At 35.3% G+C, this 26,843-nt stretch carries 19 protein-coding genes and 1 riboswitch; of the genes, 2 read left to right on the top strand and 17 right to left on the bottom strand.

Translation table 11 applies throughout. From position 1 onward, the window contains the following. Nucleotides 1–61: 61 nt before the first annotated feature. Together thiC and HS848_RS07645 are read right to left on the bottom strand one after the other, a co-directional pair. Nucleotides 62–1,798, bottom strand: a complete 1,737-nt coding sequence (gene thiC / locus HS848_RS07650) for a phosphomethylpyrimidine synthase ThiC (RefSeq protein ID WP_198611867.1) — start codon at nucleotides 1,796–1,798, stop codon at nucleotides 62–64. 185 nt (nucleotides 1,799–1,983) lie between these two features. Then, a riboswitch (TPP riboswitch) is annotated at nucleotides 1,984–2,086 on the bottom strand. Nucleotides 2,087–2,849: 763 nt separating this feature from the next. Then, nucleotides 2,850–4,184, bottom strand: coding sequence for a putative glycoside hydrolase (locus tag HS848_RS07645; RefSeq protein WP_198611866.1), 1,335 nt, complete (start codon nucleotides 4,182–4,184; stop codon nucleotides 2,850–2,852). A gap of 425 nt (nucleotides 4,185–4,609) precedes the next feature. Between HS848_RS07645 and HS848_RS07640 the strand changes: the two genes are divergently transcribed. Beyond that, complete coding sequence (locus HS848_RS07640) at nucleotides 4,610–5,500, top strand: fructose bisphosphate aldolase (protein ID WP_107507045.1); 891 nt, start codon at nucleotides 4,610–4,612, stop codon at nucleotides 5,498–5,500. 118 nt (nucleotides 5,501–5,618) lie between these two features. On the opposite strand, the gene HS848_RS07635 is transcribed toward HS848_RS07640, so the two are convergent. From HS848_RS07635 to betB, 14 genes are all read right to left on the bottom strand, one after another. Beyond that, nucleotides 5,619–6,791 carry an FAD-dependent oxidoreductase gene (locus tag HS848_RS07635; protein WP_198611865.1) on the bottom strand — a complete coding sequence of 391 codons (1,173 nt, stop codon included), beginning with the start codon at nucleotides 6,789–6,791 and terminating at the stop codon, nucleotides 5,619–5,621. Nucleotides 6,792–6,811: 20 nt separating this feature from the next. Next, nucleotides 6,812–7,393, bottom strand: a complete 582-nt coding sequence (locus HS848_RS07630) for a PadR family transcriptional regulator (RefSeq protein ID WP_198611864.1) — start codon at nucleotides 7,391–7,393, stop codon at nucleotides 6,812–6,814. 158 nt (nucleotides 7,394–7,551) lie between these two features. Further along, complete coding sequence (locus tag HS848_RS07625) at nucleotides 7,552–7,866, bottom strand: YciI family protein (RefSeq protein WP_107507042.1); 315 nt, start codon at nucleotides 7,864–7,866, stop codon at nucleotides 7,552–7,554. After that, nucleotides 7,866–8,732 (bottom strand): class I SAM-dependent methyltransferase, encoded by an 867-nt coding sequence (locus HS848_RS07620; RefSeq protein WP_198611863.1) that lies wholly within the window; start codon nucleotides 8,730–8,732, stop codon nucleotides 7,866–7,868. The genes HS848_RS07625 and HS848_RS07620 overlap by 1 nt, the downstream gene beginning before the upstream one ends. 188 nt (nucleotides 8,733–8,920) lie before the next feature. Further along, complete coding sequence (locus HS848_RS07615; RefSeq protein WP_198611862.1) at nucleotides 8,921–10,360, bottom strand: 6-phospho-beta-glucosidase; 1,440 nt, start codon at nucleotides 10,358–10,360, stop codon at nucleotides 8,921–8,923. 428 nt (nucleotides 10,361–10,788) lie between these two features. Continuing rightward, nucleotides 10,789–12,282 carry an L-lactate dehydrogenase (quinone) gene (gene lqo, locus HS848_RS07610; protein WP_198611861.1) on the bottom strand — a complete coding sequence of 498 codons (1,494 nt, stop codon included), beginning with the start codon at nucleotides 12,280–12,282 and terminating at the stop codon, nucleotides 10,789–10,791. A gap of 383 nt (nucleotides 12,283–12,665) precedes the next feature. After that, the gene (locus HS848_RS07605; protein WP_198611860.1) at nucleotides 12,666–13,496 is read right to left on the bottom strand and encodes a pyruvate, water dikinase regulatory protein; all 831 of its coding nucleotides are present in this window, start codon (nucleotides 13,494–13,496) and stop codon (nucleotides 12,666–12,668) included. Nucleotides 13,497–13,500: 4 nt separating this feature from the next. Continuing rightward, a complete protein-coding gene (ppdK, locus tag HS848_RS07600) occupies nucleotides 13,501–16,125 on the bottom strand; it encodes a pyruvate, phosphate dikinase (protein WP_198611859.1) in 2,625 nt (874 codons plus the stop codon). A 313-nt stretch (nucleotides 16,126–16,438) separates the two neighbouring features. Further along, complete coding sequence (gene mbcS / locus HS848_RS07595) at nucleotides 16,439–18,034, bottom strand: acyl-CoA synthetase MbcS (protein WP_198611858.1); 1,596 nt, start codon at nucleotides 18,032–18,034, stop codon at nucleotides 16,439–16,441. Nucleotides 18,035–18,200: 166 nt separating this feature from the next. Next, entirely contained in the window at nucleotides 18,201–18,674 is a 474-nt protein-coding gene (locus tag HS848_RS07590) for an antibiotic biosynthesis monooxygenase family protein (protein ID WP_198611857.1), read from the bottom strand. Nucleotides 18,675–18,728: 54 nt separating this feature from the next. Beyond that, on the bottom strand, nucleotides 18,729–18,953 hold the full coding sequence (locus HS848_RS07585; RefSeq protein ID WP_198611856.1) for a sterile alpha motif-like domain-containing protein: 225 nt from the start codon (nucleotides 18,951–18,953) through the stop codon (nucleotides 18,729–18,731). 114 nt (nucleotides 18,954–19,067) lie between these two features. Further along, on the bottom strand, nucleotides 19,068–20,249 hold the full coding sequence (locus HS848_RS07580; protein ID WP_198611855.1) for an amidohydrolase: 1,182 nt from the start codon (nucleotides 20,247–20,249) through the stop codon (nucleotides 19,068–19,070). 291 nt (nucleotides 20,250–20,540) lie between these two features. Next, on the bottom strand, nucleotides 20,541–22,247 hold the full coding sequence (gene betA, locus HS848_RS07575) for a choline dehydrogenase (protein ID WP_198611854.1): 1,707 nt from the start codon (nucleotides 22,245–22,247) through the stop codon (nucleotides 20,541–20,543). 268 nt (nucleotides 22,248–22,515) lie between these two features. Further along, the gene (betB, locus tag HS848_RS07570) at nucleotides 22,516–24,006 is read right to left on the bottom strand and encodes a betaine-aldehyde dehydrogenase (RefSeq protein WP_198611853.1); all 1,491 of its coding nucleotides are present in this window, start codon (nucleotides 24,004–24,006) and stop codon (nucleotides 22,516–22,518) included. Nucleotides 24,007–24,266: 260 nt separating this feature from the next. Between betB and cudC the strand changes: the two genes are divergently transcribed. Next, complete coding sequence (gene cudC, locus HS848_RS07565; protein ID WP_198611852.1) at nucleotides 24,267–24,821, top strand: choline uptake/conversion transcriptional regulator CudC; 555 nt, start codon at nucleotides 24,267–24,269, stop codon at nucleotides 24,819–24,821. A gap of 92 nt (nucleotides 24,822–24,913) precedes the next feature. On the opposite strand, the gene HS848_RS07560 is transcribed toward cudC, so the two are convergent. Continuing rightward, nucleotides 24,914–26,536, bottom strand: coding sequence for a BCCT family transporter (locus HS848_RS07560; RefSeq protein ID WP_198611851.1), 1,623 nt, complete (start codon nucleotides 26,534–26,536; stop codon nucleotides 24,914–24,916). Between the last annotated feature and the right edge of the window lie 307 nt (nucleotides 26,537–26,843).

The raw sequence follows: 26,843 nt of genomic DNA, 5'->3' as shown, positions 1-26,843 counted from the left end.
AACTTTTAAGGGTGCATTTTATGTGATACTTTATAATTTAATTGTGTAACAGTATCTTATATTAATGATAAATTTTACTACCTTGTTCTTTGAATTCTTCGGCTTTTTCTTTCATTCCTTCTAATTTCTCTCGATGATCTTCTCTGATATTATGCGAAATTTTCATTGAACAGAATTTAGGACCACACATACTACAGAAGTGTGCGACTTTAGCCGCTTCAGTCGGTAACGTTTGGTCATGATACTCACGTGCTCTATCTGGGTCTAACGACAAGTTAAATTGATCAATCCATCTAAACTCGAAACGGGCTTTACTTATCGCATTATCACGTTCTTCTGCGTTTTTTAAACCTTTTGCTAAATCGGCAGCATGGGCCGCAATTTTATAAGTAACCACGCCTTCACGCACGTCATCTTTATCTGGTAAACCAAGATGTTCTTTAGGTGTTACGTAACATAACATTGCTGTACCATAGCTCGCAATGTTAGCTGCCCCGATAGCTGAAGTAATATGGTCATAAGCTGGTGCAATATCAGTTGTCAGTGGTCCAAGTGTGTAGAACGGCGCTTCTTTACAATAGAAATCTGCTAACTCTTGGTTTTCTTTAATTTTATGCATAGGAATATGACCAGGACCTTCAATCATTACTTGTACATCATGTTTCCAAGCGATATCAGTTAGTTCTCCAAGTGTTTTCAACTCTGCAATTTGACTTTCATCATTCGCATCATAAATTGAACCTGGTCGTAAGCCATCACCTAATGAAACAGCAATATCATATTGCGCTAATATCTCACAAATATCATCAAAATGTTCGTATAAAAAGCTTTCTTCGTGATGTGCTAGACACCATTGCGCCATAATTGAGCCACCTCGAGAAACAATGCCAGTGAGACGATCTACAGTAAGTGGTACATAACGTAGACGCACACCCGCATGAATTGTGAAATAATCTACGCCTTGTTCCGCTTGTTCGATAAGCGTATCTCGATAAATTTCCCAAGTGAGATCCTCTGCTACACCGCCAACCTTTTCCAAAGCTTGATAGATAGGCACGGTACCTACTGGCACTGGAGAATTACGCAATAAATATTCTCGAGTAGAATGGATATTCTTGCCTGTCGATAAATCCATGATTGTATCTGCACCCCAATGGATGGCCCATACAAGCTTTTCTATTTCAGCTTCAATCGATGATGAAACAATAGAGTTACCAATATTAGCATTAATTTTAACTTGGAAATTCTTACCAATAATCATTGGCTCAGATTCAGGGTGATTTACATTGTTAGGAATAATGGCGCGTCCTCTAGCAATTTCTTCACGGACAAATTCTGGGTCCACGTCTTCTCGGCATGCCACATATTTCATTTCTTTAGTAATTATGCCTTTTTTAGCATAGTACATTTGTGTAATAGCATGGGCTTTACTTGCTTTTCGCGGCTGGTAGTCAAAAGAGTGTTCAACAAGATTTTTATGGCCTTCTTTTTTAAAACCATTATCAATAGATTGTATACGACGTCCAATATAAGTCTCAGTATCGTTTCGCTCCTCTATCCAATGATGACGGGTTTTTGGAATACCTTTGAAAATGTCTACTTTATAATCATCTTCATGGTAAGGGCCTGCTGTGTCGTACACATACAAAGGGTCATTGTGGCGCTTTTCATTGTCGAATAGTGTATCAGATAACTCAATCTTTCTAAATGGCACCTGAATATCTTCGTCTACACCTTGCTTAAATACACGTTCACTTGCTGGAAAACCTTTTTTCAATTCAATGTTTTCTTGTTTCATAAAATCCTCCTATAATCATAGCACTAAGAGAATTTTAAGCACACAAAAAAGGAATATATTTGTTAGAAAAAAGCGATCATTAATAATAAAATACATTATTAAACAGAATAAAATGATGGTTGATAGAGACAACCATAATCGTATCCTGTCGTTTTATATGTATCGAATATATTTTATTTTAAATTTACTTTATCCATTTGCTTCCCTACGCTAGTATTATCTAGTTCAAGTCCAAAGGGTTGAGAAATATTCCTCTCTCAGCACTTAAAAGCACCCCTAGCAAATATTAATTGATATGCGATGATATTCAATTATGGCTTTAGTATACCAATTAAGATAAAAAGTTACAAATTAAGATTTAATTCACCATATTAGGAGTGGAAGTTAGATAGAGGAAATAATAATTTAAACAAGAAGAATATTTCAATTTACTAAAAAACGCCGTCTGCTATAGGCATAGCAGATGGCGTTTAGTGCTTCAACATGTATATTGAAACTATTATTTACTCGACTAATTATAATATATTATATTTATCTTAATTTGTAAATATAACTGTAAAATTACTCTATTATATTTAATGGAATACTGGTTACATTTATATTACTAGAGTACTTTATAGCTCATTTTGTAACATGAGTTAATTATATATGCAAAAGTACTTTTCACATTCCAATAAATGTCTTACCGCTGTTAGATTGTTCACATTACATATATTTAAATAATCATCCAAGAAAAGAGTATGTTACCCTAAAGTTAAGGAGGACTGGAAATGATACCTAAAACATTAATTACTTTATTAATAATTTTTTATCCTATTTTTATTAAAAGAATGAAGAATAAAAAGAAAGATGAGTATAACTCATTAAGAGATAAAAAATATTAATAGTTTAAATTGGATGAATCATATCCCTACTCACTGATATTCAAATAATGACTATAGCTAACACTAAAAATCCCCTCACCGCCAAAGCAGTGAGGGGATTGTATTTTCATATATAAAGTTTTGCACTAGGATATTATAGCCTTTAACAAGTAAATATATAAAAGGTTTTATTTATTTTCTGAGTTATCTTTGCTCTCTTTGTCTTGATTATCTTGGTTTTCTTTGTTTTCTTTATCTTTGTCTTTAGATTCTTGTTCTACGCCTTCAGGGTCTTGTTCTTTTGCGTTACCTTTTTTAGGATTATAGTTTGCGTCTTCGGTATATTCATTACCAGCATTCCATAATAAGAATTCATTTACGCCATTATCTTTAAGCGCTTGAACTTGTTCTGATACAGCTTTCGCATCGTAATCAATATAATTACCGTCGCCTAAGTAAGATGCAGTGAAATCTTGAATCCATGGACGAGAAATTGGTTTTTTCTTACCAAGTGTATCTAATAATTTATTTTCTTTTTGGATATAACGGTTAACTGTTTTATAAGGTTCAGTATCTGGTGCGTCTAAACCAAAGTCTCCATTACTCCAGTGTGATGGATAAATCATTGATGAAATTGCGTCTACATTTTCAGAGATTTTAGGGAAGCTTTGACCGATACCTGGTGCATTCTTAACTAATGCAGAGTAACCAAATACATCGGCTGATACGTTAACACCCATAGGTTTTAATTCTTTGTTGGCATGTTCTAAGAATTTAGTAATCGTATCCACACGTTGATCGCCTGAACTCATCTTACTACCTTTATAAGACCCTTTATTATAAGTTAAGCTGTCTGCTTCATTTTCAAAGCCTTCAGGGAAACGAACATAGTCGAATTGAATGTCTTGGAATCCAGCTTTAGCCGCTGCTTTCGCAACATCAATATCATAGTCCCAAACTTCTTTCATAAATGGATTGATGAAGCTGTCCCCTTTACCATTTGTCCATACAGAACCATCACTATTTTTAAATGACCATTCAGGATGTTCATTAGCTAATTTTGTATCTTTAAATGTTACGATACGTGCAATTGGATAAATATTGTTGTCGTGTAATTTTTTCAATAATTTCTTACCATCAACAATATCTAATGTGTTTTTGTCTACTTGTTTGTTACCAGTATTAAGTTTCATAGTAATGTTACCTTCGTCATCTTTAACGTCGATAACCATTGCATTCAATTTAGAATCTTTGATGAATTTAACGAGTTCATCCATCTTGTCGCCTTGTGTTGAATTACTTGTAACGTAAATACCTTTAACGCCATCTTTAGGATAGTCTACTTTATTTTCATTGTTGTTTTTATCGTTGTTCTTTTTCAACTTATCGCTTTGACTATTAGATTGTTCGTTCTTCTGGCTGTCCCCTTTTTGACCGCTATCTGATGAATTATCTCCATTACTGCAAGCAGCGAGTAACAAAGCACTTGTTGTTAATACAGCAAATATTTTGTTCTTTTTCATTCCCTTAGCCTCCGAAAATTTTTATATGTATAATTAGGTTCTTTTATTAGAAAAGTAAGCGATTTATAGTATTTAAAACATTCTACGCAAAAGAACCTAACTTTCATTTAGAATAGCATATTTTCTTCAACAATATTGGATTTTGTAAGATTTTATTTAACAAATCAACTATTTTTTTATACTTTTAAATTTTAATAACAAATACTGCTACCTTTTCTCAGGAATGAAATTAAAAACATCTAAATTCTCAATTCCTCCCAATGTTTAACCTTTTCAACTGTGTGTTATGGCATAAATAAGGCTATTTTTTGAAACTATAAACTGTAAAATAAGAATTTTCAATAAATATAGGTTTTATAGCTTGAGAATATAGATGATTTTTATCATAATAAATATGAAAGTTAATTAAAGGAGTGGAAAGAGTAATGAATAAAGAACAATTAGAAAAAATGACTAATGGAAAAGGTTTTATCGCAGCGTTAGACCAAAGTGGCGGTAGTACTCCAAAAGCATTAAAAGAATATGGTGTAAACGAGGACGAATATAGCAACGATGATGAAATGTTCCAACTTGTACACGATATGCGTACTAGAGTAGTAACTTCACCTTCATTCTCTCCAGACAAAATTTTAGGTGCTATCCTTTTCGAACAAACAATGGATCGTGAAGTTGAAGGCAAATACACTGGCGACTATTTAGCAGATAAAGGCGTTGTTCCTTTCTTAAAAGTCGACAAAGGTTTAGCTGAACAACAAAACGGTGTTCAATTAATGAAACCTATCGATGACTTAGATGACACATTAGACCGTGCGGTTGAACGTCATATCTTCGGTACTAAAATGCGTTCTAATATCTTAGAATTAAACGAACAAGGTATCAAAGACGTTGTTGAACAACAATTCGAATTTGCTAAACAAATTATTGCTAAAGGTTTAGTACCAATCATCGAACCTGAAGTTAACATTAACGCTAAAGACAAAGCTGAAATCGAAGAAGTATTAAAAGCTGAACTTAAAAAAGGCTTAGATGCTTTAAACGATGATCAATTAGTAATGTTAAAATTAACTATCCCTACTAAAGCTAACTTATACAAAGAATTAGCAGATCATCCAAATGTTGTCCGCGTAGTTGTATTATCTGGCGGTTACAGCAGAGACGAAGCTAACAAATTATTAAAAGAAAACGATGCTTTAATCGCAAGCTTCTCACGTGCATTAGCAAGTGACTTACGTGCTAGCCAATCACAAGAAGAATTTGATAAAGCATTAGGTGACGCAGTAGATTCAATCTACGACGCTTCAGTAAATAAAAACTAAGAGTCACTCTTTTAGTAATAAATATGAACTAAAAAGCTAGGACATCTTCTACAGGTGTCCTAGCTTTCATTTGATATAAGTTCGCGATGAACACTCATTTTGTCATCGCTATATTATTCTATTGTTGGTTTTGATGTTCCTCGAATAATTCTCCTACTTGATTAAAGAAATCACCAAATTTTTGCGCTGCGTTATCTCCAAACATTTCTTCTAAATTTGCTTGTGATTCACTGGCACTTTGTTGAGATGTTTCATACATAGCCGCTTCATAAGCTTGTAGGGCATCTTTTAACTCATCATGTTCTTTAATCGCTTTGGCAAGTAAATACGCATCGTAAAATGCCATATTCACGCCTTCACCCGCAAACGGACTCATTAAATGTGCAGCATCACCAATTAAAGTTAAATTAGCTTGATTCTCCCATTTAAATCCTATTGGCAATTTATAAATACGACGTAACAATAAGTCATCGCCAGCGTATTCAATATATTTTTTCAAATCTGCGTCCCAGTCACTAAAATCTTTTAATAACTGTTCTTTAATTTCTGCTTTGCTCATCGCTTTAAATTGATTAAAGTCATCAAAATCCATTTGATAAGACATATAGACTTTTATACGTCCATCGCCGTTAACTTGTCCTAGTATCGCTTTATGGTCACCAAATGCCATCATTTTCCCATTTTTGTTAAATTGAGCTAAGTCGGGATGTTGATTAAAGACATCTTCAACGTTTAATTCCACCATTGAAATGCCATTATATTCTACATCTACATTCGCTAAGTACGGTCTTACTTTTGAAAAGGCCCCATCAGCTCCTACCACGAAATCGAATGTCATGGTACTGGCATCATCAAATTCAACTTCAATTTGGTTATTATCTAAATGAGTTAATCCTTTAAATGCTTTACCATAAATGACTGTATGATCATGCAATTGTTCAGAGATAATATCGCACAGTTCACCGCGATCAATTTCAGGTCGGCCACCTTCTACTTCAGGATCTGCTGTTTCTTCATAATATACTGTGCCATTCTTATCTAAAACACGAGTGTCTTCGCCTTCAAAACGTGCAAGTTCTTTAAATTTATCGATAATTCCTGTTTCTTTCAGAGGTAATTGACCACTTTCTTCATGAATATCTAAAGAGCCTCCACGGTCTGCATTCACTTCTAAGCCCGCTTTTTCAAAAATATTAACTTCAAACCCTTGTTGTTGTAATAGTAGTCCTAACATTAAGCCACCAGGGCCACCGCCGATAATACCCACACGTTTTACATCTTTAATATTCATTCCCATATACCCCCAAATAATTATTTATTGAATTTTTCTAGTCTTTCTTTAGTTTCTTCAACAAATGCGTCAAATTCTTTTTTAGTTTCTTCATCTTGTAATGCTTGTTGACTCGCTTTCATAAATCCGTGGAAAACTTCCTGTAACTGTTCACGTGTTGCTTTCATTTGTTCGAAATCAACATTATCAAATTGGTTCAAACGTTGTGTGAATTCATCTTGGTCGATATTGTCTTTTAAGAATGTTTTACCTTCTTCAGTAATTGTATAGACTTTTTTATTACCATCTTTTGAAATAGAAACAAAATCTCTATCTTCTAACATTTGTAAGATTGGATATACAGAACCTGGACTTGGTGAGTAGAATCCTTTAAAGCGTTCTTCTAAGTCTTTAATAATTTGATAACCATGACGTGATTCTTCTTCTAACATTTTTAGAATAATGAATTGTAAATTTCCTTTTTTGAAAAATCTGTCACGGCCTCCGCCACGACGACCACCGAATTGTTCAAATTTATCAAATCCTCTTTGTCCTTTACCAAAATCAAATTGTTCAAATTGGTTCATTCTTTGTCTCATATCTTGTGCATTTCTTCTAAACATCGTATTAATCACCTTTTCTTGTATTATTTTTAATTACTTTTTCGATATATCGATATAATAAACGATATATCGTTAAATGTAAAGCGATATATCGAAATAATTTTTAAAAAAATAAATACTGCTCCGAACAACCTCGTCAGAACAGCGTTTATCTTCTATTACTTATTAAATTCTTCATTTTCTAAAAGACTTAAATTTCCAAATAACGGTTTCCACTCATCGATAGTATAATGAGATACTAAACCTTTATACCAATATGGATCTTTCTCTAGTAATTCCATTAGTTGCGTTTTATCTTTAACTTTAAAAATTAAATAAGCTTCCTTCACGTCTTTGCGCTCATCAACCGTAGGCCCTGAGACGATTAAGTGGCCTTGTTTAATTAACTTACGTAAATAGAGTACATGTGGAATCACATTCTTCTTCCACCCCTTTAAATCTGTATGTTCAAACTTAACGATATAATGTTTCATTACTCTCCCTCTTCTTCTAAATGGATTAAGACCTTCCCAAATTTACCGCCTGTCACAACAGGCACGTTCTCTCCATACTTGTCTTCTAAATAGCGTTGAGCTTCTTCAAGTTGACTTTCATCAAGTTCAACTTCTACTTCTTTGAGCCAAGTAGGTAATTGTTGCATAACTTCTTCGACAGATTTGTCTTGATGTTGCGTGTGTCGTTCGATTAATGTTTCATACGTATAGTCGTTACCATATAATAATTGAAGTAAATAATACATATCCGCAGTCATAGGTTGACTCTCTACACCTAGAAAAGCAGTGATCTCATCCACAACGGAATTTTCTTTAGGGCCTGCCATTAAACTCACATAGACAAACTTTTTAGCCGCTTCAATTGCTTTATTCACTGCTTGCCAAGTAGTTACGGCCGGGCACATTGAAGCAAAGACTAAATCGTGTTGGCCTATTGTAGCAATGTCTACATCTTCAAATGATTGATTAATAGTGTTTAATGTAACCCCGTAATGTTTTGCGTTATCATTTAACATCTCATGTAAGACGTTCGAAGGCTCTAAACTTGTGACTTTAGCCCCTTGTTGTGCAAAAGGAATACTAAAAACGCCTGATGCCGCACCTATATCTAATATACTCAAGTCACCTAAATGCCCTGTTTGTTTTTCCACCCATTTCATAATGCGGGCAGTGCGTTGTTGGCTCTTTTCAGTAAATGAGTTCGCGTTAAAGTTTTGCGCCCACTTTTCAAAACCAGGTGCCTCTGGATCACCTAAACCCGCACGCTTCATTCTCTTATCTTGTGTGTTCTCATCATTCTCCCATGCCTCTTCCCAAAACTGATTACTAAAAATATCTGTACTCATACATGTCATCTCCTTTGCGTTCATATGATACTCATAGTTTAACCTCAACTCAGTATTATTTAAAAAATTCAGCCTAGCATTTAATAGTTATTAGATGAAAATAACCTTATTCGGATTTTAAAAAACCACCAAATAACTTTAAATAAAATTATTTGGTGGTCTATATTTAAATCTATTCAATAATGTAATTATAATGATTCGCCATTTGATTCAATCACATTGCGATACCAATCAAATGATGCTTTTTTAGTACGTTCAAGCGTACCATGACCATCATTATCACGATCCACATGAATCAAACCGTAACGTTTTTTCATTTCACCAGTCGTAAATGAGACGATATCAATAATTCCCCATGGCGTATAACCCATTAACTCTACGCCATCTTGATCTACCGCTTCAATTGCCGCATTAATATGTTCACGTAAATAATCGATACGGTAGTCATCTTGAATTGTACCACCTTCTTCAAACTCATCTACTGCGCCGAAGCCATTTTCAACAATAAATAAAGGAATTTGGTAACGATTATATAGCGTATTCAATGTATAACGTAAGCCTACTGGATCAATCGCCCATCCCCAATCGCTCTTCTCAATATAAGGATTCTCAACAGAATTAGGTAAGCCGCCATTTACAATATTATCTTCAACGCTTACTTCATTATCGTGCTTAACTACTGTAGACATGTAATAACTGAAACCAATGTAATCGACTTTACCTTCGCGTAAAATTTCATCATCGCCATCTTGCCAACCAATATCGATATGTTCACGTTCAAACATCTTCGTTGCATAACCTGGATAATAACCACGCACATGCACATCTGGGAAGAAGAAACGTAGTCGACTAGCAATCTCAGCTTCCATGATATCTTGAGGATTACAACTGTATGGGTAAATTGGAACGTGAGAAATCATTGCACCAATTTCGAAATCTGGATTAATTTCTTTACCGATTTTCACAGCTTTGGCACTCGCAATTAATTCATTATGCGCCACTTGATATAACACTTCTTGCTTATTATCCTCATCAGTTAACGATACGCCTGAATTTGTCCATAAGAAGATTGGATTATTGATATCCATTTGGTTATTAATCTCATTAAATGTCATCCAATATTTCACTTTATCTTTATAACGTTTAAACACTGTTTCTGCAAAATGAGCAAAGAAGTCTGCCACTTTACGATTTCTGAAACCACCATACTCACGTGCTAAATGTAATGGCATTTCAAAATGTGATAATGTAATGACAGGTTGAATATTATATTTTAATAATTCATCAAATAAATCATCGTAGAATTGTAAACCTTCTTCATTCGGTTCACTTTCATCGCCATTAGGGAAAATACGTGTCCACGCAATAGAGGTACGTAAACATTTTAAGCCCATATCACTAAATAATTTCACATCTTCTTTATAGCGATTGTAGAAGTCAATACCTACATGGTTTGGATAATATTTATCTGGGTCAACTTGTTGGGTAATCTCACGTGCTTGACCGTGTGCACCTGCCGTCATCACATCGATAACACTTAACCCTTTGCCACCTTTATCGTAGCCACCTTCAAATTGATTGGCAGCCAATGCGCCACCCCATAAAAAATCTTTTGGTAATTTAGCCATAATATAAAACCTCTTTCCTCTTTATTTATACTTTATTTTTTAACTACTGTAATCACTTTATCCTTAGCCTTAACATGTTGAACATCACCCACGATAACTTCCCATGTACCGTATAATGTTCAATAATTTTACTATTTTAATACCCTGAGACTGCTAAAAATAACAAGTATAAATCGAGATATTGAAGTAACATATAATCTTTAAAACACCTTAGAAATTATTCAGACTTCAATTATTTTCAACAACGTATTGATTGCGACACGCCTGCAGGAATAGCATGTGCCTTGAGACTACAGGCTCAAGCCATGCCCGCGGCAAGGGAGCAAATCAATACAAAATAACAATATAAAAAGACCCATAAATGAATTTTCAACAAACTCATTTATGGGCCTTCTATTTAAAATAATCTCGTTAGTCTACGAGTAATATTATTTAGCGTCTTCGTAGTAACCTAATTCAAGGTCTTTAGAAGTTTGACGACGTGTTTTTCTCATTAATTCAACGTCTTCAATTAATGATTCACCATATGAAGGAATCATTTCTTTGATTTTAGCTTTCCATGCGCCGATTTGTGCTGGGAAGTTTTTCTCAAGAACTTCTAATGCTACTGATACTGAAGTAGATGCCCCTGGTGATTCACCAAGTAAAGCAATTACTGAATGGTCTTCAGAGTTAACCACTTCTGTACCGAATTGGATAAATCCTTTACCTTCTTTTTCAGTATCTTTAATAACTTGTACACGTTTACCTGCAGTGTATAATTCCCAATCTTTATCACGTGCTTCAGGATAGAATGTACGTAAGTGGTTCATACAACCTTCTTTAGTCATGATGATTTGATCAAATGAATATTTGATTAATGGTAAGTTTTTAACCGCTGCAGCTAACATTGTAGTAAGGTTATACGGTTTGATAGATTTGAATAAATCTAAGTTTGAACCATTTTTAAGGAATTTAGGTCCTACATTAGCGAATGGTCCGAATAATAATGTTCTTTGACCATCAATGTAACGTGCATCAAGGTGAGGCACAGTCATTGGTGGTGTGCCTGGTGGCTCTTTACCGTAAACTTTCGCTTCATGTTCTTCGATAACTTGTGGGTTAGTACAAGCTAAGAATTGACCAGTGATAGGGAAACCACCTAAATGTTTACTTTCAGGGATTCCTGTTTTTTGTAGTAATGGAATCGCAGCACCGCCGGCACCGATAAATACATAGTCAGTAACTTCTTCAAATACGTTACCAGTTTTAAGGTCTTTGATTTTAACTTGCCATTTACCGTTTGATAAACGTTCGAAATCTAGAACTTGATGGCTATATTTAACTTCAACATGTTCATCTTGTTCTAAATGTCTAGCCATTTTACGAGTTAATTCACCGAAGTTTACGTCTGTACCTTCGTTGATTTTACTAGCGGCCATTTTTCCATCATCAACGCGACCTTGCATCATTAATGGAATCCATTTTCTCATTACTTCAATGTCTTCAGTGTATTCGATGTTATCGAACATTGGAGATTTTCTCATTGTTTCGTAACGTTTTTTCAAGAATTCTTTATTATGAACGCCTCTTACAAAACTGATATGTGGAAGAGGATTAATAAATTCTCTTGGATTTTCAATGTGTCCTGCTTTCACTAAGTGACCCCAGAACTGTTTTGAAATTTCAAATTCTTCGTTAATTTCTTTTGCTTTTTCGATGTCAATTGAACCATCAGGTTGTTGAACAGTGTAGTTCAATTCACAAAGTGCAGCGTGACCAGTACCAGCATTGTGGCGCTCGTTAGAACTTTCAAGGCCTGGTCGATCCATACGTTCATAAAGCTTGATATTCCAATCAGGTTCAAGCTCGTTTAACATAGAACCAAATGTTGTACTTAAGACACCAGCACCAATTAAAATGACGTCTTTTGATTCTGCCATGGTTGTACACCTCTCCAAATTTATTAGTTAACAATACATCAGAATATTACTACTTTCTAATTTCTATTTATAAAGTAATATTGTCCCTTAAAATGTTTGTTAAGTCTTTCACTATTATGTTAAAACAAATATGGTAAATTGTAAATTGATGAAACCGAAATAAAAACATTTTTAATATAATCTTAATTTAATACATTTGACCCCAATTTTTTCGTTTAAAAAAAGAAGTGGGAATCAGACAGAAATCTAATTTAATCCCGAAAATCTTAACCACTCTTTACCCCCAAAAACATAACTCATATTATATAAAAAGACTTGAAGGTGATTCTAATTAAATCACCTCCAAGCCTATAAGTGGAGAAGTTATCTCCTAGATGTTCATTTTATTGCTTAGGTTGTAAAAACTTTTCAATATAAAATGCGGATTCTTCGATAGATTTATATTCTGTATTAATCACTGTTGCATTTAATTTCTTAAATACTTCTTCGGCATAAGCCAATTCTTTCTTAATTCGATCCAAGTTATTATATCTTGATTCACTTGATAGTCCTAAAGTTTCTGCACGATTTTTGCGTATGTTCGCTATATATTGTGGACTAGCAGTTAAGCCGAATACTTTTAACCCTTTTTGTTTATATACATTGTCCGGAATTTCAATTTCAGGAACTAATGGAATATTAGCGATTTTATAACCTTTGTTTGCTAAGTACATACTTAATGGTGTTTTTGAAGTACGTGACACACCTACGATTAAGGCATCCGCTTCTCCAATATCTGTAAAATGTTTACCATCATCGTACTTAACTGAGTACTCAATGGCTTCAATGCGTTCAAAATATTCGTCGTTTAATTTACGTAATGCGCCACTTTCCATTAGCGGTTGTTGATGGGTTACTTTTTCAACCATACGAATTAAATCGGACATATAATCGATGTAGGGAATGTCGTGTTCTCTCGCATATTCATGTCCTAAGGCATTGAAAGATTCACCTACCAATGTCGTTGCGACAATTGCGTGTTGTTCACGGGCTAAGTTTAAAACATTTAAGAATTCATTTTCATCTTTGATGTAAGGAAACTTCTTAATTTTAATGTCTGTTAAGTCGGGAAATTGTGTTAGTGTCGCATGAATCATTCGTTGTGCTGTTTCACCAATAGAATCAGATACTATAAATAACTTTAAGGCTTGTTCATTAGATTGAGTTTCGTTCACGTTATTACTCGCTTTCCTCCGCTTGACTCTGAGCTGTTGCTAAAATTGCACCTGGTACACGGAACGGTGAACAAGAGACGTAGTCAATTGCTAACTGGTTGAAACGATGGATAGATTTCGCATCGCCACCTAATTCACCACATACACCTATTTTAATATTAGGGTTCACTTTCTTCGCTTGTTCAACTGCAATTTCAATTAATTTACCAACACCGTCTTGATCTAGTGTTTGGAATGGGTCAAGCTTCAATATGTTAGTTTCAGTATACACATTTATAAACTTCCCTGCATCATCTCTAGAGAAACCAAATGTCAATTGTGTTAAATCGTTGGTACCGAAACTGAAGAAATCACAATGTTTGGCAAGTTCATCTGCAATTAGGCATGCACGTGGTGTTTCAATCATTGTACCGATAAGATCGTCTACTTTATCGCCTTGTTCTTGTTCTAATTTATCAATAGTGTGTACGAGTTTTTCTTTTAATGTTGTAAATTCTTCAACTGTTGAAACTAACGGAATCATAATTTCAGGTTGGCAAGCTATGCCTTCTTTTTTAAGTTTTAAGACACTTTCCATAATCGCTTCCACTTGCATTTCATATAATTCAGGATATGTGATAGCTAGACGACAACCACGGTGGCCTAACATTGGGTTCACTTCATGTAAGTCTACAATACGTTTATTAAGTACGTCTTTAGAGATATTGAGTTGGCTGGCCACATTTTCAACATCTTCATCAGAATTAGGTAAAAATTCATGTAATGGTGGATCAAGGAGACGTACAATCGTTGGGCGTTCCCCTGAAAGTTTGAAAATAGCTTCAAAATCTTCTACTTGGTATTTACGGATATTATTCAAGGCTTCAATACGTTCTTCATACGATGATGATAAGATGAAACGGCGCATTTCAACTAAACGTTCAGCGCCAAAGAACATGTGCTCTGTACGGACTAAGCCGATACCTTTCGCACCGAATTGATAGCCTGCTGAAATATCTTGAGGTGTTTCTGCATTCATACGTACATTTAAGCGTGCAGTGTCTTCAGACCATTCCATAAATTGAGTAAAGGCTTCACTATGTTCTGCACTAACCGTTTTAATTTCGCCAATATAGATGTCACCTTTCGAGCCATCAACAGAAATCGTGTCGCCTTCGTGAAGTTCTCCACCGTTGTAATAAATTGTCTTCGCAACTGTATTAATTTCTAGGTCAGAACATCCAGTCACACAACATTTACCCATACCACGTGCAACTACTGCTGCATGCGATGTCATACCACCATGTGTTGTCACAATGGCTTCACTTGCTACCATGCCTTCAATGTCTTCAGGAGATGTTTCTGGGCGCATTAGGATGACTTTCTTTCCTGCCTCTGCTTGTGCTTTCGCATCTTCAGCTGAGAAGACGATTTGACCTGTGGCTGCACCAGGACTAGCCGGTAGACCCATTTTTGAAATTTCAGTCGCTTCTTTTAATGCATTTTCGTCAAAATTAGGATGTAATAATTGATCGATTGATTTCACATCTACTTTTGTCATGGCTTCTTCTTTAGTAATGACGCCTTCTTCTACTAAATCAACGGCAATTTGAATAGCAGCACGTGCAGTACGTTTACCATTACGTGTTTGTAGTAAGTACAATTTTCCATTTTCAATCGTAAATTCAATATCTTGCATGTCTTTATAATGCTGTTCTAATTGTTGCGTTACTTCGACAAATTCTTTATGTACTTCCGGCATTTGGTCGTCTAATGTTGAAATGTCTTTTGGCGTACGAATCCCAGCTACTACGTCTTCACCTTGGGCGTTTAATAAGTATTCACCAAATAATTTGCTGTCTCCAGTCACTGGGTTACGTGTAAAGGCAACACCTGTACCACTATTGTCTCCACTATTACCGAAGACCATTTCTTGAATATTTACTGCTGTACCAATGTCATGTGGGATATCATTTAAATCACGGTAAATTCGAGCACGGTCATTATCCCAAGATTTAAATACCGCTTCAATGGCTTCTTCTAATTGTTTTAACGGTTCTTGTGGAAAAGGTTTATACACTTCTTCCACGTAAATTTCTTTAAAACGTTCACAAATTTCTTGTAAACCTTCAGCCGTTATTGCAGCGTCATTCTCAAAGTTATGACGTTGCTTATAATCTTCAAAATATGTATCAAACGATTGCATCGGTACGTTATATACGACCTCACCGAACATTTGTAATAAACGACGGTAACAATCATAAGCAAAGCGTGCGTCACCTGTTTTATCTGCAAGCTTCATCACGTTATCATCATTTAGCCCTAAGTTAAGAATGGTATCCATCATACCTGGCATCGAAATTTTCGCACCACTACGTACAGACACAAGCATTAAATTGGCATCAGATGAGAATGATTTCCCTGTTCTCTCTGAAAATGCTGTAAGATGTTCAATCAATTGCGTCTTCACTTCAGTAGACAATGATTTACCTTGGCGTAAATACTCAATACACGCCTCTGTTGTAATAGTAAAACCATCAGGTACAGGTAAACCTAAACGTTTCATCTCTGAAAGGTTGGCCCCTTTACCTCCAAGTAAATCTTTCATGGATTTTTGTCCTTCATCAAACGCATATATATATTTTGTCATGTTTCTACCACCTCTATAGTTATTATGTCATATTAATTAATTTAGAGTATGTCATATAGTATAACTAAATACAATTAAAAACTATACTTATTTAGGAAACGTTTACAAAAACGACATAAATAATATATAATTACGCCATTCAGAGGCATCATATTTTTATGTACCCAACAATATAATTGTGTCATACTATTTAACTTTATAAGAAATTGAGTTCCACCATTAGGGATATTTTATCCTTTTCCAAAATGCAAAAATCCCCATATACAACTAGCTATTTCTTCTAGTCATATATGAGGATTATCAGTATGGCTTACTATTTAAAACCATTCTCTTTATTGTATTTTTCACGTTCAGCATCACGTAATTCTACGCGACGAATTTTACCTGAGTTTGTTTTAGGTAGTGATTCCACGAATTCAATAGCACGTGGATATTTATAAGGTGCAACCTCATTTTTCGCAAAAGCTTGTAGTTCTTTCACTAAATCTTCGCTACCTTGATAATCATCTTGTAAGATAATAAAGGCTTTTACGATATTACCACGAATCGAATGTGGACTCGCTACGACGGCACATTCTTTAACTGCTGGATGGTTAGTTAAAGCATCTTCAACTTCGAATGGTCCAATTGTATAACCTGAACTAATAATAATATCGTCACGACGACCTTCAAACCAGAAGTAGCCGTCTTCATCGATATGCGCTAAATCTCCAGTAATATAGTAGTCGCCTGTTTCTGAAGCTTTCGTACGTTCTTCATCTTTATAATAACCTTTGAAAAGACCTGGGAAATCAAGTGGTAATGCGATATTACCTTTCACATTTCTTTCTACTGGATTACCATCATCATCCACTACTGTCGTACCACTGCCTGGGATTTCTTTACCCATTGAGCCTGGTCTTGGTTCTGTATCTTTTAAGAAACCAATTAATAATGTACTTTCAGTTTGGCCATAACCATCACGTACAGTTAAATTAAAGTGTTTACGGAATTGTTCAACCACTTCACGGTTCAACGGTTCACCAGCTGATACAGCACTGTGTAGATGTTCTAAATTATAATCTTGTAGATTACTTAATTTAGCCATCATACGATATTCTGTCGGCGTACAACATAACACATTAATTTTAAAGTCTTGTAGTAATGATAAATAACGTGAAGGGTTGAATTTACCATTATAGACAAATGCAGTCGCACCTGAACCCATAATTGATAAGAAAGGACTCCATACCCATTTTTGCCAACCAGGAGCAGCAGTTGCCCATACTAAATCATCTTCACCGATGCATAACCAGTGTTCTGGTGCCATCTTCATGTGGGCATAGCCCCACCCATGTGAATGTGTGACAGCCTTTGGATTGCCTGTAGTCCCTGAAGTATAAGATAAAATCGCAATATCATCTCTTGATGTTTTTTCGATTTCAAGCTCATCACTTTGATTAGCTTTTTCATCTTCGACATTAATCCAACCATCTTCATGACCATTGATGATAAATTTTGTTAAGTTATCATATTCTTTGATACCTTTAAATTCACCAATAAAATCAGCCATTGTAATAATGGCATCGATTTCACCATGTGTGACACGATATTGTAAGTCTTTAGTTCTTAACATTTCTGAACTTGGAATAATTGCGATGCCTAATTTTAAAGCTGCAAGATAAAGTTCGTATGTCATGATAGCACGTGGCATCATGATTAAAACTTTATCCCCTTTTTTTAATCCGTGATTTAATAAGACATGACCTACTTTATTCGCATTTTTAATCAATTCTGAATATGTAACCGTCTTTGTTGCGTCTTCACCATTCTCATAAATAAGCGCTTGTTTAGTGACATCTGAAGCATGTTTTTCAATTTCGGAAACAATATTATATGTTTCTGGCGCCAATAAGTTTGTATTTTCCATTACTAAACTCCCTTTCGGTTCTACTTATTTATCATATTATCAAACGCTTTTGTACAATGAAATCCAAATCCCTTGAGTAAGCGTTTTATTCTTGTTTTTCTTGAAAATTAAAAAGATTAAGTTCCTAGTGTCTAAAACCTACTGACAAGAAACTTAATCTTAATTATTAAAAAATACGTGCTAAGTTAACTCTAGATTCTAAGCCAGCTAGTTCAATACGTACATTATAAGACAAGTCTCGATTCACAATATCGCGATCGACGCCTTCTTTCGTGCCTCTTTTTTTATGTGTTTTGCTGTAAGCTGTAGAATTCTGCCAATCATAAAACGCTTGTCGACTTTCCCAAAGCGTTAAAATAATATAGTGACGGTCTAATGACTCAGGACGTAAAAAGCGCAACGCTTTAAATACTGGTTCATCTTGTAAATATTTAGGACGTTCTAAAAACTTCTTCTCAAACTGATTTTCCATTTTATCATTTACAAATAAATGATTCAAAACGCAAAATGAGTCATTTGATAAGTCATTAATCGTTTCTAATATTTTATAGTGGTGAAGATCATTGTTTTTCTTGATAGCTATTTCTTGGTCAGTTATTTCTTCGATTACATATGTTTTATAACTGTCTTCTAAAATCATAATTCATTTCCTTCATTTCTAAACTAGCATCAAGCTATCTTTTGATTTTTATATCTATATTTTACTTCCTAGTCGACTCTGTTCATATAATGAGATAGAACGTTTGACGATTTCTAAAAATTCGTGGTCTAATGTGGGAATTTTTAAAAAGTAATTTAATATATTTTCCGAAAAATCTTCATGCTTTGGAAAGTATTGGTCTTGATTAATCCACTGCGTGAGTTCACCTAACGGGGTCTTATCACCAATAAATCCTTGCATAAATTCATAAAAACTCATCATCTCACCCCAGTGTCTAGATATATGCTAATACTATCACGATACCTAGCTTAACACTAGTATTGAAACTGAGATAGATGAATTTATATCGTCTACCGCCTATGATTCTATCTATTATTTAGCACTTAAATAATCTAAGACTACCGCGCCAACCGCTTCCGCAGCGACTAACATACTTTTCTCATCGATATTAAATTTTGGATGGTGATGAGGATATACTTTACCATCTTGTGGCGCTGCACCTGAGTAAATAAATGTACTTGGTAATGCTTTAGCATAGAATGCGAAATCTTCTGATGGTGGCTGGGCCTCACATTCTTCAACGCCTTTAACGTCAGCTAAATCTGCATTTTGGATTGTCGTTGCTACATATTCTGTAAAATCTGGGTCATTATACAATGCTGGATAATCTTTACTAAATTCAAAATTGCATTTTACACCAAACGTTGCTTCTAAACCTTCAACAATATGTTGTAACGCTTCTTCGATACGGTCACGTGTCGCATCTGTAAGTGCGCGTACATCGCCTTCTAAGGTCACTTTGTCTTTAATAACGTTGAATTGTCCTTTTCCATCGAAAGAACCAATCGTTACTACACCTGTTTCAAATGGATTTAAACGACGTGACACAATGGTTTGCGCCGTTGTCACAAAGTTTGCTCCGGCTACAATAGCATCATTCGCCGTATGTGGAGAAGAACCGTGTCCGCCTTCGCCTTGAATAGTCAATTTAAAATATGAACGTCCGGTTTGAACATTCTCAGGACGGTAATACACCTTACCAGGTTCCATATTCGTCATAACGTGTGTACCAAGAACATGGTCTACACTTTCTAATACACCGTCTTCAATCATTCCTTTAGCGCCACCTGGTGGCATTTCTTCTGCAGGTTGATGAATGACAACTACCTTACCATTAAATTGGTCTTTCATTTCAATCAATGTTTCAGCCAAAATTAACATATAAGCGGTATGCGCATCATGACCACATGCATGCATTACGCCATCGTTCTTTGAGGCAAATGGGAGTCCTGTATCTTCTTGGATAGGTAAAGCATCAAAGTCTGCGCGAATCGCAATAGTCTTACCAGGTTGTCCACTATCGATTGTCACTTTAACGCCATTATCGCCTACATTTGTGTCGACGGTACAGTCTTTATCTTTATAGAAGTCAGCAATATATTGAGGCGTGTCAGTTTCTTTAAATGATAATTCAGGATGCTGATGTAAATGCCTACGTATGTCAATCATACGTTCCTCTTTATCTTGTAAACGTTGGACTAAATCTTTAGTCATGTCTATCCACTCCTTTTTTATATATTATATGACTTTCATTCTGTCTTATGTTGTTACACACTTTAAATATGAAGTAGATATAGTTAACTCATTTGTCTATATTGAGGTGGCATTTAAATCTTGAAAAATTAATACTTCTTGTTATTACCCTAAAAATAGAAGAGAAACTGAAATTTAATGGTTAAAATAGATTTTCACATGAAAACATTTCAGTTATTCGCTGTCCCAAATGTATAAAAGGCCAGGACACTTATGATATAAATGTCCTAGCCTAGTGATAGCTATACGATATTAATGTTTATAATATGGATCAAATTCCATAGCGCCTGCTTTTTCATCGCTCACGCCATGTTTATAGTAATCTACATATTGAGATTCTAATGGTGCTTTACCACGAATAATATCTGCCGCTTTTTCAGCTAGCATAAGGACAGGTGCATGGATATTACCGTTTGTAGTTCTTGGCATAGCAGATGCATCTACGACACGTAAGTTTTCCATACCGTGTACTTTCATTGTTAATGGGTCTACTACTGCCATTGGGTCAGAGGCAGGCCCCATTTTCGCACTACATGAAGGATGTAGCGCAGTTTCACCATCTTTACGTACCCAGTCTAAAATTTCTTCGTCTGTTTGTACTGATGGTCCTGGTGAAATTTCGCCGCCGTTAAACGGATCCATAGCATGTTGTGACAAGATATTTCTAGCTACGCGAATCGCTTCAACCCACTCTTGTTCATCTTCTTTCGTTGATAAATAGTTGAAGACGATGCTTGGTTTTTCAAATGGGTCTTTTGATTTAATTTTCAAGCTACCACGTGAATTAGAATACATTGGGCCAACATGCACTTGGTAACCATGAGCAACTGGTGCTCGTTGACCATCGTATCTTACCGCAATTGGTAAGAAGTGGAACATTAAGTTTGGGTAATCTACTTGATCATTAGATCTTACGAAACCGCCACCTTCAAAGTGGTTAGATGCTGCTGCACCTTTACGCGCAAAGATCCATTGTAGACCAATCCATGGCATACGTTTAATATCTAGACTAGGTTGAAGTGATACGGGTTGTTTACATTTATGTTGAATATACACTTCTAAGTGGTCTTCAAAGTTCTCTCCTACACCTGGTAAATGCATACGTGGTTCAATACCTTTAGATTTTAAGAATTCAGCATCACCGATACCTGATAATTGTAATAATTGAGGTGTATTAAATGCTCCGCCAGATAAAATAACTTCGCCAGCTTCTACTGTATGAAGTTTTCCATTACGTTTAAAAGTAACACCTGTGGCTTTATTACCATCAAAGTGGATTTCAGTGACAAACGCACGTGTTTTAACTGTTAAGTTTTTACGTTTCATTGCAGGGTGTAAGTAAGCTCTTGATGCTGACACACGACGTCCGTTATGTACTTGGCTATCAAAAGGTCCAAAGCCTTCTTGTCTATAACCGTTTACGTCTTTTGTTTTGTGGTAACCAGCTTCAACACCGGCATCAAAGAATGATTTGAATAAAGGATTTGTCGCAGGACCGCGTTTTAATTTGATTGGACCATTATGACCTCTGAATTTATCATAAGGTGCTGCACCGTATGTTTTCTCTAAGCGTTTGAAATAAGGTAAACAATGAGCAAAGTCCCATGTTTCCATACCTTCTGGTTCTGCCCATCCTTCATAGTCCATTGGGTTACCACGTTGATAAATCATCCCGTTAATTGAACTAGAACCACCAAGCACTTTACCACGTGCATGGTCTACCTTACGTCCCATATGTGGTTCCTCTTCAGTTTCATAAATCCAATCATAGAATTTATTACCTGATGGGAACATTAATGCAGCTGGCATTTGAATAAATAAATCCCATGGATAATCACTACGTCCCGCTTCTAATACCAACACTTCTTTGTTTTTATCTTCTGATAAACGATTACCTAATACAGAACCAGCACTACCGCCACCGATAATGACGTAATCGTATGATTTATTTTTACTCATGTTGAATTCGTCCTCCCTTAAAAAATGGAATTATGTTTATCTAAAATGTATTTAAGTTCGATACGCTCATATATGATATTTGAAAAATGCAGCCTGGGACATCATATAAATGTTCTGGACTGCATTATATTTGATAGTAAATGATTGAAATGAACATTCGCCAATACCTGCTATTGTCCATTTTCAATCAATTCTACCGGGATACGAATGCAAAATCTCTACTCGTTCTAGATTCTATATCGCTCCCATAGTTTTTAGCATGAAACTTTTATTTACTGAAGAAATTTACTGGTTCTGGATTAGTATTTGTTAGGATATGTTTGCTGATTAAGTACTCTTCTAATCCTTCTTTACCTAATTCACGGCCAATGCCTGATTGTTTATAACCACCCCATGGCGCTTGAGCAAAGTAAGGATGGAAATCATTAATCCATACAGTACCTAATTTAAGTTTGTTAGCTACACGTTGTGCTTTACCAATATCTTTAGTAAATACTGCACCAGCTAATCCGTAAATTGAATCGTTTGCTAATTTGATAGCTTCTTCTTCACTGTCAAAGCCTTCCACTGTTACAACTGGTCCAAATACTTCTTCTTGAACAATACGCATTGACGTATCACAGTCTGTAATTACTGTTGGTTCGAAGAATAAACCATCTTGTAAGTCTTCTCTGTCAGGACGTTTACCACCGATTGCGATTGTAGCTCCATCTTCTTTAGCTACTTCCATGTATTTTTCGATTTTTTCACGGTGTTCAGTAGAAATAACTGGTCCCATTTCAGTAGTATCATCGAAGCCATTACCTAATTTAATTTTACCGACACGATCGATTAATGCTTTTTCGAATTTATCTTTAATATCGTTATGCACTAAAATACGTGAACCTGCTGAACAAACTTGTCCGGCATGGAAATAACCACCGTTTAATGCTTGGTCTACCGCTAATTCGAAATCTGCATCATCAAAGATAATATTTGGGTTCTTACCACCAAGTTCTAACGCAATATTAGTTACGTGGTTAGCTGCATTTTTCATGATGTGTTTACCAGTTTCAATACCGCCTGTGAATGACACTAAATCAACTTCTTCGTGGCCTGATAATGTATCGCCAACTTCTTCACCGCTACTTAATATAAGGTTGATTACACCTTTAGGGAAGCCAACTTCTTCCATTAGCTCAAATACACGAATAGTAGTTAATGGTGTGATTTCACTTGGTTTCATTACGAGTGAACAACCTGTTGCTAACGCTGGGGCAATCTTCCATGATGCTTGGAGTAATGGATAATTCCATGGTGTAATTTGAGTTACTACACCTACAGGCTCTTTAACGACTTTACTTTCTGAGTTTGGAATTGGCGTATTAATGATTTCGCCACCGTCTTTATCGGCAAGCCCTGCAAAATATGTGAAAACATTAGCGATATCATCCATATCCGCATATGATTCTTCTAATGTTTTACCAGTATCTAATGTTTCTAATTTAGCTAATTCATCACGATGCTCTGTAATTTTATCAGCGATCGCTCTTACTTTTTTACCTCTGACTTCACTTGTTTCTAATGACCATTCACCATCTTCAAAGGCCCGACGCGCTGCTAAAATAGCTTGTTCAGTATCTTCAACTGTACCTTCTGCTACTGTGAAGATGACTTCTTGATTATAAGGATTGATAATTTCTCTTGTATTTCCATTTGAACTTTCGACCCATTCACCATCGATATATTGACGATTAGATAATTTTTCTACAAGTTCCATCAAACGACCTCCGTTAAGTTTGTTAAATTTTTATTTAACGAATTTTACAGAACTAGATTAGCATAATTTCCATAGCCTTGCAACTTGACGCTTCATGCCCGTTTTTCTCTTTTTGAAAATAAAACCCTCAAAAACACAAATCCTAATAACGCACTTTTGAAAGTTTTGAGAAAACACTTTATAATGATTGAGAATTGAAAAAATGAACGCATATGTTTGTTTATTTCGTAGTAACAAATATGCAGTGATGGAGGTGCAAGATGGCACGTTCAGTGAACTACGACCAAAAGATTGAAGAGGCTAAAGATTTAGTCATTAACTCAATCGGCGAAACAATGGATTTATACGGCACAAATAGAAGCGTAGGTAACTTATATGGCACGATGGTCTTCGAAGGCAGCATGACACTTGATGAAATGCGAGAACATTTACAAATGAGTAAACCAAGCATGAGTGCAAGCGTGAAAAAGTTACAAGAATTCGATATCGTAAAACAACAATTTACACGTGGTAGCCGAAAACAACACTTCATAGCTGAGAAGAACTTCTTTAATTTCTTCCGTAATTTCTTCACTCAAAAGTGGGAACGCGAAGTAGATAGAAATTTAGAAGCAGTTGAAAAGGCTGAGTTACTGTTACAAGAAACATTTCAAGGTGTGGAATTAGACGCCGAAACACAGGCTGAAGTTGATAACATCCAAGCTCAGTTAGACCATACTAAAAAATACTGTAAATGGTTAGATAACTTAAGCAACGCTATTGAAAGTGGCCAAATATTTGAACATTATCCTATACCAGAAGACGATGACAAATAAAATAAGAAATGCGAGCCAACAATACGAAATATTGATATAAAAATAGGAGTAAAGATGATTACTAATTAAATCACCTTTACTCCTATTTTTTATTATAAATTATCGTCTTCTGGGTCTTCTTTTACTTGAACGATACGAAGCGAGCGTCGTTCAATTTCTTTAAGTTTATCTGCACGTGTTTCTAGTTTAATTCGATCTTTATTTAGCGTAATAATAAACGAAATCATCATAAAAATAAAGATTACTATCAACGGTACACTGGCAAGAATAGATGCTGTTTTCAATACCTCGAGCGCCCGTTCCCCGCCTACTAACATAAGTGAGAATGGTAATAAACATAATGCGAAAGCCCAGAATAATCGATTGGCTTTTAAAGGTTCGCCAACGACTTTCTTTTGTGATGCAGCCGCTAAAATGTATGAACCTGAATCAAATGTAGTAGCTAAGAATAAGAACGCAGAAATTAAGAATAGAACTACAATCAATGTTGAGAATGGCAATTGGTGCATAACCTCAATAATCGTAGCTTCAGTACCATGTGAATTTAAGAAATTAACCACATTAAATTCACCAGTAATTTGTAAGTAAACTGCATAGTTACCAAAGATACCGAAGAATAATAGACATCCTAATGTACCATAGATAATTGTGCCTAAAATAACTTCTTTTAAACGACGACCTTTAGAAATACGGGCGATAAATAACCCAATAAATGGCGCATATACTAACCACCATGACCAATAGAAAATTGTCCAATCTTGTGGGAAGTTAGTTTCTTTGCGTCCTTTAATACCTCCAAATGGTTCAACCCATGTTGCCATATGGAAGAAATCTCTCAACATATTACCGAATCCTGTAATAGTCGTTTCCATAATAAAGACGGTTGGACCTACAATAAATACGAAAGCTAATAAAATAAATGAAAGCCATACGTTAACATCGCTCAGTTTTTGGATTCCCTTTTTCAAACCAGTATAAGAACTGATAGCGAAGATGACCGTTATAGTTAATAGAATAATTGAACGTACTACCATATTCTCGCCGTTAATACCTGTTAATTTCTCGATGCCGGCTGAAATCATCGGTACACCAAGGGCAAGTGACGTTGCTGCGCCCCCTAATAATCCAAAGATAAATAAAATATCTACTACTTTACCTAAGAATTTATCAGTTTGACCTTTTAATACCGGACGACATGCTTGGCTGATTTTGTAGACTGGTTGTTTCTTCACGAAGACTAAATAGCCAATCGGTAAAGCTGGTAAAACATATATTGCCCAGGCAATAGGTCCCCAGTGGAACATGCCGTATTGCGTTGCGTATGTAAGAGCTTCATCTGTCATTCCTTTTGCGCCATTAGGTGGAACTTGGTAGTAGAATGCCCACTCAATAACACCCCAATATAGAATATCTGATCCGATACCGGCACAGAATAACATTGATGCCCAACTGAAATTGTTAAATTCCGGCTTGTCACTCGCTCTCCCTAATGTGACATTGCCATATCTGCCAAATGCTATGTAAAGTACGAAGAATAAAATTGCTAATCCCATAAATAAATATACAGAACCTATTGAGTTCGAAATTGCACTGTTAATATCAGTAATCACTGTTTCACTAGCTTTTGGAAAAGCCATCATAGGAATCACCGCGACGAGTAGTACGACTACTGTCCCTATAAATGTTGGCCAATCCATAATCTTTTGACGTTTCAATTGTGTTCCTCCTCATTATAGTTATATCAATAGATGGTTTGACACACTTTATTCACATATTGACGATATCTAAAATTAAATAAAAATGCAAATTACATTCAAAATATGGTAAGTAAATTATTGAATAATTATATATTTCTGACATATTTTTTAGCTTTTAAAATTGCTATAACAACAGTGTTAAATTAAAACTTAACGAATTTAACAAACTTATTAGTGCATGTATTTTGAATACTTATACATATATTATGAATTTATATTTATTTCTATTTTTTATAAAATAACTACTTTTCGAGCAACAAAAAAG

It is taken from the genome of Staphylococcus caledonicus (genome assembly GCF_016238465.1).
GTDB lineage: Bacteria > Bacillota > Bacilli > Staphylococcales > Staphylococcaceae > Staphylococcus > Staphylococcus caledonicus.
The sequence above is the reverse complement of the archived record's forward strand: the minus strand, read 5'-3'. Positions and strand labels throughout refer to the sequence as shown.